Annotated in this window: 7 protein-coding genes and 1 pseudogene; 2 read left to right on the forward strand and 6 right to left on the reverse strand. The window is 67.5% G+C overall.

Going from position 1 to position 11220, the window contains the following annotated elements:
- Window positions 1-67: 67 nt before the first annotated feature.
- The 5 genes from CVA01_RS12160 to CVA01_RS12180 all read right to left on the reverse strand — a co-directional run bounded on the left by CVA01_RS12160 (window position 68) and on the right by CVA01_RS12180 (window position 8361).
- On the reverse strand, window positions 68-1213 hold the full coding sequence (locus tag CVA01_RS12160; protein ID WP_244938291.1) for a putative endonuclease domain-containing protein: 1146 nt from the start codon (window positions 1211-1213) through the stop codon (window positions 68-70).
- A gap of 514 nt (window positions 1214-1727) precedes the next feature.
- On the reverse strand, window positions 1728-3425 hold the full coding sequence (locus CVA01_RS12165; protein ID WP_244938292.1) for an ArnT family glycosyltransferase: 1698 nt from the start codon (window positions 3423-3425) through the stop codon (window positions 1728-1730).
- Entirely contained in the window at window positions 3425-4900 is a 1476-nt protein-coding gene (locus CVA01_RS12170; RefSeq protein WP_244938293.1) for a glycosyltransferase, read from the reverse strand. The genes CVA01_RS12165 and CVA01_RS12170 overlap by 1 nt, the downstream gene beginning before the upstream one ends.
- Window positions 4897-6252 (reverse strand): hypothetical protein, encoded by a 1356-nt coding sequence (locus CVA01_RS12175; RefSeq protein WP_141331055.1) that lies wholly within the window; start codon window positions 6250-6252, stop codon window positions 4897-4899. Before CVA01_RS12175 ends, CVA01_RS12170 begins: the two co-directional genes overlap by 4 nt.
- Window positions 6253-6336: 84 nt before the next feature.
- Window positions 6337-8361 carry a cellulose biosynthesis cyclic di-GMP-binding regulatory protein BcsB gene (locus CVA01_RS12180; protein ID WP_141331057.1) on the reverse strand — a complete coding sequence of 675 codons (2025 nt, stop codon included), beginning with the start codon at window positions 8359-8361 and terminating at the stop codon, window positions 6337-6339.
- Window positions 8362-8577: 216 nt separating this feature from the next.
- On the opposite strand from CVA01_RS12180, the gene CVA01_RS12185 reads away from it, so the two are divergent.
- Window positions 8578-9348 (forward strand): 3'(2'),5'-bisphosphate nucleotidase CysQ, encoded by a 771-nt coding sequence (locus CVA01_RS12185; RefSeq protein ID WP_073884127.1) that lies wholly within the window; start codon window positions 8578-8580, stop codon window positions 9346-9348.
- A 272-nt stretch (window positions 9349-9620) separates the two neighbouring features.
- Window positions 9621-9776 carry a hypothetical protein gene (locus CVA01_RS14970; protein ID WP_170209781.1) on the forward strand — a complete coding sequence of 52 codons (156 nt, stop codon included), beginning with the start codon at window positions 9621-9623 and terminating at the stop codon, window positions 9774-9776.
- 37 nt (window positions 9777-9813) lie between these two features.
- Here the strand turns inward: CVA01_RS14970 and CVA01_RS12190 are convergent.
- A pseudogene (locus CVA01_RS12190) lies at window positions 9814-11076 on the reverse strand (IS256 family transposase).
- Between the last annotated feature and the right edge of the window lie 144 nt (window positions 11077-11220).

Below are 11220 nucleotides of genomic sequence, written 5' to 3' on the forward strand. Positions count from 1 at the left end.
CGCAGGCCCACTCGACCGACTTCTCTACCCGAGTCTCCAGCCAACTGCCCCACCACAGCCACTCCGCTCAGATCCCCAGCGCGTCCGCGACAAGGTTCCGTAGCGCCACCACTTCCTCCACTGTCTTCAGCTGGCCGGCGGTGATCCGGAACACGCGTCCACCATGGCTCTGCAGCGTCGCCAGCACTTTCGAGTCATGGTCCCGTTGCGTCTGCTCCCGGTGGTGCAGCCCGTCGTAGAAGAGATACACCCCGTGCTCCTCCCAACCCATGTCGGCCGAGGTCAGCAGCCGTCCGTTGTCACGGAACACCGGGATCTGGGTACGCAGTCCGGGTGCCAGGTCCGCGACAATCAGGCGCAGCAGGGTCTCGGGTGTCGATTCCGCTCCGACGTCCGTTGCCCCGAGAACAGCCGCCGCCCGGTCGGACCGCACGGTCCGGGTCCGCACCAACTTCTCCAGCGAGCCCACTGTCCCCTTCCCCAGCCCCTGATGGAAAGCATCACTGACCTGCACCTGGCGGATGAACTCCCGTACCAGGTGGGGACGCACGGAAGACAGGTCCGGGACTTTCCAACGCTGATTGCGTGTCTCATCCACCCGGTCCAGGATGTCGAGCATCCGCCCGAGGGTGAATCCGTGCGGAGTCGCGAGAAGCCCGGGATTCGACACGTCGGGCGCGACGGCATCTGCCCCCAGCGCCTCGAGTTTCCTGGTCCTGGTGAGCAGGAGATGCGGGGGTTGGTGTCCGATCCGGTCACCACGGGCGACGAAGAACTCGAGCAGTTCCTCGGTCGCGAAGTACTCCATGCCGCTCATGGCCGCGGCGCCGAATCCCGTGACAATGTGCCCGGGACAGGCCTTGTGGTGCGCCCGGACGAGCGTCGCGGGGTGGACTCGACGAGCCCTGGTGAATCCGGAGTCCGTGGTCTCAGGGAGGAGCTGGTCGACGGGGATGTAGAGGCCGTACTCGATCCGGTGATAGTGCTTCCTTAGGGATGCCCTGGTCACGCCTGCCGTACGCAACTGTCCTGCAGTGAGCGGCAGGTTGTTCGGCAGCACGCTTCCCTTCACCCGTCGTCGCCGCACGAGCCGGTCGAGGTACCACTCTGTCGGTTCGGACTCACGGCACGTCGGCAGCAGATGGTCCGTCGCCGGTGGCTGGTTCTGTCGGATGCCACCTGCGAGTTCCCCACCGTATTCCCCAATACGCATTCCCCGAGTGAATCACACGGGTGCCGCAGTGCCCAGGGATTCGGGGACAGAGCCGCCGGAGCAGGGGCTCCAGGACCGGGACTCCAGGACTGGGACTCCAGGACTGGGACTCCAGAGCAGTCCACCGGGACAACGACTCCAGGGGCAGGGAGTCGCACACTGCTGAGGGACTCTTCACCGGTAGCCCGGCCCTTCCCCAATGGATCAGTCTCACCCGTGGCAGACAAGAGTGCGGGATGGCAGACAAGAGTGTCGAGGTCTCCCGGTCGAGGCGACATTCTTGTCTGACATTGCGACCGCTTGCAGGCCCAGGCGACGCTCCGGGCCACCCGCGGAACACACTCGCAGGCATAGGTGACGCCGTCGAAGGCCCAGGTAACTCTCCTGCCTGGCGGCTGCAGCAGGCGAAACATCACACGAGCGGTAGAAGACCCGCACCAGGCATGCCCGATCCCCCCGCACGGCCAACACCCGTACCAGTTACACACACCCACACACCCACTCACCCACACACTCACCCTTCGGGAGTCTCCCGCACGCGGTAGAGCCGGAAATCCGGCTGCCCCGATCCGTCGTTGGGCACCGTCAGGTCCAGTGTCCCGACACCTGCACCGTTGTCCCAGATCGTCGGGTAGCGCAGATTCACGGCGTCCTGCGCGCCACGACCGGTCGGCGGCACCGCAAGAATGTAGCGCACGCCGTGGTCCCCGGGACTGCTCAGTGTGGTGACGAAATCCGGGTCGGAGGGGACCACGAAGGTCTCCGGCCGGGAGGAGAACAGCACCACCGGGAACCCGAAAGTGGTGTCCAGCAGAACGGAACCTTCCGGGAGATCCCGGGCGTCGAGGTACTCGGCGAGGCGGCGTTCCGTCGTCCAGGTCCGCAGCACAGTCCGACGGTCCTCCAGGTCACCGGCGTCCATGCGGGACGCCAGGGGTGTCTCCGCCGCCAACGCGTACTCCTGCGGTGCCCACTCCCGCGAGGTCATCGCCACCGTGGTTGACACCGCACCCACCGCCAGCAGCATCAGGCTCGCGACACCCGTCACCACCGGTCGGTCCAGTGCAGCCACGGTACCCCGGGGTTGCGGAACGGGACCGGGACGTCGTGCGGGGAGTTCGCCCCGGGGCGTCGGCACCGTGAGCGCGAGCACGGTGACGAATAAAACCGCGACCAGGAAGAAGCGGAGCAGTCCGAAAGTGGAACCGATGACCGCGGAAAGCACCTGGAACCCGAGGATCCCGCCGAACAGCAGGAACGGCGCGGTACTGTCCACGGACCGTCGGCGGACAGCGAGCACGAGCACCACCACTGCGAGCACCGGCAGGCCCGGGGCGAGCAGCAGGACTCGGACGACCGAGTCTCGGGCCGCAGGCATCCCCGAGATCGACCCACCACTGGATTCGAGGATGGACGCATTGCCGTAGCTGCCGTTGACCTGGGCGCTGAGGATGCCGGTGGTCAGCCACGAGGTGGCGAACCAGACGAGGGCGGCGACCGTGACAGGGAACAGGAACACCACGGTATCCGTCACCGCCCGCCCCAGGCGGTGACGCGGGGACGGCAGTGCGCCGGCACCTGCCCCTGCACCGGGGCCGGTGTCCCGCCGGGTGAAGGTGATGACGGCAACGAGGACCGCTCCGGCGGCCGCCGCGACGAGTGCGTCATAGCGGGCGAGGAAGCCGAGGGCCACGGCGATGCCCGCGGCCATGAGGTCGTGGACGTCATCGGTGCGCAGGAATCTCATGAGCCGCCGGACCGCCCAGGCCATGGCGAAGAGGAACGGTCCCTCGCTCATGCCGGTGCCTGCGTAGATGACCACCATCGGATTCAGGGCGAACAGCAGGGTGACGGCCACCAGGTATGGGGTGCGCAGGCCACGGTCGGTGCCGGTCAGCCAGACCTGCAGTACCGCGCCCGCGGTGAACAGGGCGGAGACGGTCACCGCGGCCAGGGCCCGGTCGGTCATCGCCGGAATCCAGTGGTCGAGAGCGACCAGCGGCAGTTCGCACAGGGTGTTCAGCGGAGTGAAGACGAAACCGATGTCGACGAGTGCGGGCGAACGGCTGAAGAGGACCGACTGCGCGGACTGCAGCCGCGAGAGGGAGTCGCCGAGGTAGAAGCCCCGACCGGTCAGCAGGACACCGGCACAGAGGTAGAACAGGGACGCCAGGCCGAAGACGGTGGCTGGTCGCTTCAGGATGCTGCCCATCATTCCTCCAGCCCGTGGGCGGTCTTCTCCCAGTAGGAGGGGCGGAACAACAGCTGCCACATGCCCTTGGCCGCGGCGATGCTCATCAACAGCCAGTACGCCGGGTAGGTCAGCACCGCCAGGATCAGCAGCGGGTCACGTCCTTCCCTGACGCCGACGAGGTTCATGTAGACGGTCAGCGCGTTACCGGCGACGAGACAGACCAGTGACGGGTAGAAGACGGCCGGCGGGAAGAGTTCGGCGACGAAGTCCGGCTGCCCCATGATCCAGAGGAGGAAGAGGTACCAGAACACGAGGTTCACCACCGCGATGATCGGGGTGGACGCCATGAGCAGCGTGAACCGGAGCGCCGGGATGAACCCGATCTCCCGGAGCAGTCGGTCAGGGCGGCGCATGTAGACGAGCCAGGTCTGCAGGTAGCCCTTGTACCAGCGGGACCGTTGGCGCAGCCAGTTGATGGTGTCGCTGTTGGCCTCCTCCAGTGTCTCGGAGTCGAGCACGGCGGTGCGGTATCCGTGGGCGGCGATGCGGACGCCGAGATCGGCGTCCTCGGTGACGTTGTAAGGGTCCCACGCTCCGAGTTCCCGGAGGACGCCGCGTCGGAAATGGTTGGAGGTACCGCCGAGCGGCACGGGTGCCCGCATCCGCATGATGCCGGGGAGCATGAGTTTGAACCACACGTCGTACTCGATGGTGAACCAGGCGGTGAGCATGTTCTGGCGGGCATTGCGGTAACTCAGCCGGGCCTGGATGCACACTGTCCGGGCTTCGGACGCAGCCCCTGACGCAGCTCCGGTCTCCGCGTCGAGCCGTCGGAAGGCGGCGACGACCCGACGCAGCTGCAGGGGGTCGGGGGTGTCCTCGGCGTCGTAGATGGTGACGATCTCACCGGTCGCGTAGTGCAGACCGTAGTTGCAGGCCTTCGGCTTGGTGCGGGGTTCAGCAGGTGGGACATGTAGGACGGTGACGACCTCTGCGCCTTCGGGATCCCTGGCCAGGGACTCCTCCGCTGCGGCGATGGTGGGGGTGTCATCCTGCTCCAACAGCAGCAGGACCTGGAGTTTCTCCGCCGGGTAGTCGATGGAGCGCACCGCGCCGATGAGTTGGCCGACGACCTCCGGTTCACCGTAGGCGGGCACCAGGACAGTGTACGGGGGCAGCTCGTCGGCGGACAGTGCGTGGGCGTCGGCGTCGGAGACCTGCAGGATGGCGTCGGCGTTCAGGCCTCGGCGGAACATGATGAAACGGTCGGCGAGGGTGGCGGCGTACCAGGTGACGAAGAAGCCGCTGATCAGGACAAGTGTCGTGGATCGGGCGAGGACGACGCCGGCGACGACGATACCGAGCAGGGTGAGGAAGGCGATCTTCTGGGGACGGGTGAACGCCACTGCGGCGGAGTATTCGGGGGTCCGCTCGTAGAGGCCGTGGACGGCGTCATGCAGGGCAGCGGCGGAGCGTTCGTCGGGGGTGGTCACTGTCCCTCCTCCCACCGGGCGTCGACGATGCCGGTGGCCACTGCGGTCACCACGTCAAGGTCCTTGTAGTCGGCGTCCGGGTCCTCGGTGACTGCACCACCGCGCAACAGGACGGTGACGATGCGGCCGGCCAGGCCGGTCAGGCTGCCGGTGACAGCAGGGAAGACAGCACTGTCACGGTGGTCGTCGACGGCGATGACGGAGATGTCGTGGATCCGGCCACCGTCGTCGCGCCAGCTGACGCGGAGGCGCGTGTAGGTGAGGTAGGCCTCGTCGTCGAGAACGGTGTAGACCCGTCCCGTGACACCGTGCCCGAGGCCCACGTCGAGTTTCGGGGAGCGACGACCGTTGACACTGCTGTAGAAGCCCTCGTCGCCGAAGCGGCTGGCGTTCACCGGGCCGTCGGAGGTGAGGGTGTCGACCACGACAGTGCGGTGCCGGTTGTCCGTGTCCCAGTCATCGACCACGGCGTCCGCCCGGAGCACCTGGCGTCGGAAGTCGGCGCCCGCCCCGAAATAGTCGGCGGTCCATGCGAACCGTTCTGAGCCGGTCACGCTCCACCCGGCCGGGGCAGGGGTGCCGGTGGGCTGGGTGCCCGGCGCGTCCGCTGTCGCGGACGTCGTCGGACGTTCCGGCAACGGGACGAGTAGGAGGACCGCGACGGCGGCGGTGAGCGGGACCAGGGCCGCCCGCGTGTGCCGTACCGACGGGTCCCGGTGTCGGATCGTCGGCAGAGTGTGGCGGACGGCGGCGTCGACCGCGAGGGCGGTGAGGACACCGGCAAGGGCCGGGAGGACGCTCGTGATGCCGGCGGCCCCGGAGAGTGCCTCACGCAACCGGTCCTGCCCGACCACCGCTCCGGTGAGGAGCGTGAGCATTACCCCGACCACGAGTGTGACTCCTGCGGCGGCCGCGCGGTGCCTGACCCGGTTTCCGGCGGCGGCTGCGGCGACCGCCAGTCCGACACTCGCGGCACAGGCCGTGCCGGTCCAGCCGCCGCCGCAGAGCAGGGAGACGATCAGGAAGACCGGACTGTTGAACAGCAGCAGAGTCGCCCATGCCGAGCCGAAGCGGAGGGTCGCCCGGCTACCGAAGACGAGGGCACTGACACCGAAGGCGAAGATGATGAGGCTGAGCATGTCCAGTCGCAGCAGGTCGAACCACTCGACGAGCCTGGGCGCGAGCTGGGCACGCGCACTGACGGCAAGGACCAGGGCGATGGTCCCGATGATCCAGTCGACTTCCCGGTCATGTATCGGCAGGACGGTGCGGTTCTGCATCTCGATGCCGAAGAACATCACGAGTCCCATGGCGACGGCCGTGACGGTGTACGGCAGTCCCCCCTGCGGCACCGTCGGTGAGGGACCGTTCCAGTGAACTCCAGTACCCCAGGGCGCACACGAGGACGAGTGTCAGCCAGCGCCACAGGTACCGGTTCACCGCTCGTCCTGGTCAGAGCCGGGGTTGCCGCGTCTGCTGACGGTGCCGAGCACGGTGAAAAGGAGCGCGACGGCCGCGACGACCGCGGCGAGGACCGCGAGCACGGCGGTGGTCCCCGGACCGCTGTCTGCACTGCCGGTACTGCTGGTACTGCCGACGTCGGATCCGTCGTCGACCGGAACCCCGACTTCCCGGGGTGTACCGGACTCCTGCTGCAGCACGGCGGTGCCGCGCAGGTCAGCCCATCCGGTGCCGTCACCGGATGCCGTGGCCCGGTCGAGTGAGACCAGAAGAGTGTCGAGCAGCTGCGGCTCACCGGTGGAGGTGGCGATGACCTGCATTCGCCGGTGGTCGGTGTCCCACCTGGTCTGGACGGCACCGTAGGAGGTGTCGGTCTCCGCGTCGCGCCCGTCGACGCTGAGGACGCCGTCCCGGTAGGTCACGGGCAGCGGGTCGCCACCGGTGGCCTCGTCGGTGTGGTCGCCGTCGGCGTCGACGACGAGGACAGGTCGGTCGGACTCCACCGTCTCCTCGAGCTCGGCAGGCACCGGGCGGACGCGTGCCGCGGTGGTCTCCTGGAGGCCGGCGAGGATGCGGGCGGCCCGGTCGAGGTCGGTGACACCGCCGTCGGCGAGGACGACGTCCACCTCCGGGAGGAAGGCCTGGGGCAGGCCCTGGAAACCGGCGGTGAGCGGAGTCGGCTCGGTGGCGTCGGTGGAGCTCACCACACTGGATCCGTCGATCCGCAGTTCGACGGGCGCGGTGGTGCCGCAGTCTGCCTGCTGCCCACCCATGGCGAAGGTCACGGTGACCGTGTTGTAGCGCTGGGCGAGGTCGTCGGGCAGGTCGATCTGCCGGTCGAGGACACCGTCGCCTGCCGCGGTGGTCCGGTCGACGACGGTACCGTTGACGGCGACCGTGACCTCACCGGAGGTGATGCCGTCGACGAGCGGGGTGTGGTTCCCCGTCAGGTGCAGGGAGGTTGCCCCGGCGAGTCGTCCGAGGTCACCCTGGTCGATGCCGAAGGTGACCTGTGCACTGCCGACCCCTGAGGCGGTGAGGTCTGCGGCGCCGAGATCGGTGAGGGTCCGGGCCTGCGGGGCGAGGACCACGTCCGCGGCCCCGGCGTCGGCGGAGGTGCTGTCGAGAAGTCCCGAGAGGTCGGCTGCGGTGGCATCGGTGGAGCGGTCGGCGGTGAGCAGTCGCGCCTGGTCGAGGAGTTCGTCTCCGGTGCCGTGGAGGACGATGCGGGCGTCATCGGTTCCGGGCTGTTCAAGGGTCATGCCGTCGTCGGAGGTGTCGCCGGGGATGACCACGGTGCGCGTGTAGGCGGCGTCGGTTCGGGTGGTTGTCCCGGCGTCCGCGACCTGTGACAGCGGGATCACCCGGACGGTCGGATGCTGACTGCGGTATTGCGCTGTGACGGCGGTGACGGTCTCCAGGACAGCTGCCTGCACCGACTCGTCCGGGTTGTCGGGGACCGCTACAGTCAGGCTCCTGAGGACCGACGGCAGGGCGTCCGCGAGGTTCCGTGGGGCGGAGGGGGTGCCGGAGAAGGCGACGGCGGCATCCCGCAGGGTGCTGGTGACGGTGTCCAGCGGGTCGTGGCACCATCCGTCGTCGACGGGGGTGAGTGTGGTGCGCAGCTGGACGGTGACGGCGCCGTCGGTGACGGTGGCGTCGGCCAGCGGGATGCGCAGGTCTGTGCCGTCATCATCGGTGGAACCGGTGACGGTGCCGCGACCGATGACACGGTTGTCCTGACTGACCTCGACCACGCCGCGGGAGAAGGACGCGGGCACCTGGAGGGTGCCGGTGAGTTCGGTCGGGATGAGACCGTCGGGAACGGGCAGGGTGAGTGTGGTCGTGGCGGTGCGTCCGGGCATTGACTGGTCTACCGGAGCGCCGAGGTCCCGGAAGGTGAGGGTGGTGTCGGCGACGGCGGGGGTCGCGGTAGCCAGGAGCGCAGTGACGGACAGGGAGCCGACGAGGACGGCGGCATGTCGGGACAGTCGGGGCAAGGTCTTCTCTCCGGGACGGGGCGGCGCGCGGGAACCCGGCGGAGAACACACGCAGGAAACGCCCTAGGTAGTATCCTGTAACTTACCGCTGTCCAGCGCCGTTCACCTATTTCCGGCCTGCTGACCGGAGGTGGTTGCGCCGAATTCTCTTCAGGCTACACGCCGCGGGGCGCGACAGGACAGGGTCCCGGGACGCTCAGCCGCTACACTGTCCCCATGACGTCTACGATTGACGACGAGACCCTCGCCCGCCGCCTCGCCCAGGGAACCGGCGAGATCCTCAAGGGTGTCCGCAATGTCGGACTGCTGCGTGACGGTGAACTCGGGGACGCCGGGGACTCCATCGCCCAGGAGTGGATCGCCCGTGCACTGGCCATTCACCGTCCGGAAGACTCGGTCCTCTCCGAGGAAGCCGCTGACGACCTGATCCGTCTCAAGAAGGAGCGGGTGTGGATCATCGACCCGCTCGACGGCACCCGCGAGTACGCGGGCGTGCGCCAGGACTGGGCGGTGCACATCGCACTCGCGATCAACGGCTCCGTCACCACGGCGGCGGTGGGGATGCCGGATCTGGGCCAGGTGTTCACCACCGGGGAATCCAGGGCGGTGACGGGACATCCCACGAACCGTCTGGTGATCTCACGGAACTCCACTCCCCAGGTCGCGGTGCATGTCGCGGAGCAGACCGGCATGGAACTGGTGACGATGGGATCCTGCGGCGCGAAGGCGATCAGCGTACTGCTGGGCGACAATGACGCCTATCTTCACGCCGGTGGCCAGTACGAGTGGGACAATGCCGCGCCGGTGGGGGTGTGCGCGGCCGCCGGCCTGCACTGCAGTCGACTGGACGGGTCCCCGCTGGTCTACAACAACGAGAACACCTACCTGCCGGACGTGCTGATCTGCCGTCCCGAGCTGGCCGACGGGATCCTGGCGCAGGCCGCAGCCTTCTTCGGCGAGCACGGCAGCTACCAGCCGGAGGACTGATGGCCGGGCGCCGGGCGAAGCTCACGGCCGAGGACGCGGTCGGTACACCGACCCGGCTCCGCCGCCATAGTGCGAACCTGAAGGTTCATCTCATTCACCGCAGAACGGTATAAGAGTACAACATGTTTTAGTTTCACTCCGGGGCGGCTTTGTCCAGCCGGAGGCCCCGACACCCTTTATGAAGGGCATTCAATACCCCCGGTGAAAGGCCATAAGTTTCTCCACGGCACCAAAAAGCGCGCAGAATCCCCTGGCAGCGTAGCGTTTGACCCATGACGTTCACCGCACACGCCACCCCCACACCTCGCATCACCCCCACCCACACCGCCGCCACTGCCGCCCACCGCCGCCAGGCAGGTCGCCGCCCCCGGTTCTCTGCCGATGACGTCGGTCAAGTCCTTTTGAGTGGTGTATCCGCCAGCGGCTGACTCCGCGAAGTACTGACCGCTGACGGAACAAGATTCCCTACGCCACAAGAGCCTCCTGACCGTCACCGACGACGACGCCTGCATCATCGGTCGCCCGGGCCTTCACCAGCATCCCCGCCGTGGCCGACAACACCGCCAGAGGCATGTACCGACGCTGCTGCATCCAGTCCTCATGCTGCTCAGCCAGCACCGCACCGACCAACCGGACCACCGAGTCACGGTCAGGGAAGATCCTCACGACATTGGTCGGCCAGCGGATCTCCTTGTTCAACCGCTCCGTCGGATTGTTGGACCACACCTTCGTCCACGCCGGCTTCGGAAAACGCGGTGAACGCCAGGATCTCATCCAGAGCCTCCTCCAGATGCGACGCAGCCTTCGGCAGCTTGTCATCGAGCATGTCGACCACCGCCCTGGCCTGCGCCCACACCCGGTCAGGGGTCTCCTGGTCGAAAACCGACTGGAACATGGTGCGCACCCACTTCCGCTCGGACTTCGGAACGACCTCCGACAGGTTCTTCGCGTAACGGGTCCGGCATCGTTACCAGGAGGCGTCGGGGAACACGTCACCGATGGCGTGCTGGATCCCGCAGTGCGCGTCACTGGTGATCGACCCGACGATGTCCAGCCCCCCGGGCCTTCAGATCGGTAGAAGAACCCGGTCCACGACGCCGTGGACTCGGCGGTGGCGACCTGCATGCCGAGGATCTCCCGGACCCCTTCAGCGTTGATGCCGGTCGCCAGCAGGACCGAGGTTTTCACCACCCGGGGCGCCTTCGCGGACCTTGATTGTCAACGCGTCGGCTGACATGTACAGGTAGGGGTCGGCGTCCAGGGGTCGGGTTCGGAAGTCGGCGACCATGGAGTCGAGGTCTTTGGCCATAGTCGACACCTGGGACTTGGACATGCCGGTGATGCCGAGGGATTTGACCAGGTCATCCATCCGTCGGGTGGTCACGCCTTTAGGTAGGCGGTGGCCACGGCACTGGTCAGGGCGGATTCGACGCGGGTGCGGTGTTCCGGCAGCCAGTCGGGGAAGTAGGAGCCCTGCCGCAGCTTCGGCACGGCGACGTCGATGGTGCCCACGCGGGTGTCGAGGTCGCGGTGGCGGTAGCCGTTACGGCGGTTGGTGCGTGTGTCGCTGGTGATGCCGTATTCGGCGCCGCAGACCTGGTCGGCTTGGGCGGACAGTAGGAGGTTGATGGTGTTCTGGAGCATCTGGCGCATCAGGTCTGGTGAGGTTTGGGCCAGCAGATCGTCGAGGTATCCGGTGGGGTCGATATGATTGGGCGCGGAGGCCATCGTTGGTGTCCTTTCGAGGATGTGTAGGAGCTGAGTCGAAAGGTACCGCGGTGGTCTCCTTGCTGGTCGGCAAGGGGTTCACCGGGCGGTAGCTGTACACCACGCTAAAGGACGCAACCGGGACCGGAGCAAAGAGCTCTACGG

Origin of the sequence: Corynebacterium variabile (assembly GCF_006539825.1) — a bacterium.
Taxonomy (GTDB): Bacteria; Actinomycetota; Actinomycetes; order Mycobacteriales; family Mycobacteriaceae; genus Corynebacterium; species Corynebacterium variabile.

Coding starts and splice junctions, on each gene's coding strand:
- CVA01_RS12160 (WP_244938291.1), bottom strand. CDS start 1,213: ATGCGTATTGGGGAATACGGTGGGGAACTCGCAGGTGGCATCCGACAG.
- CVA01_RS12165 (WP_244938292.1), bottom strand. CDS start 3,425: ATGGGCAGCATCCTGAAGCGACCAGCCACCGTCTTCGGCCTGGCGTCC.
- CVA01_RS12185 (WP_073884127.1), top strand. CDS start 8,578: ATGACGTCTACGATTGACGACGAGACCCTCGCCCGCCGCCTCGCCCAG.
- CVA01_RS14970 (WP_170209781.1), top strand. CDS start 9,621: ATGACGTTCACCGCACACGCCACCCCCACACCTCGCATCACCCCCACC.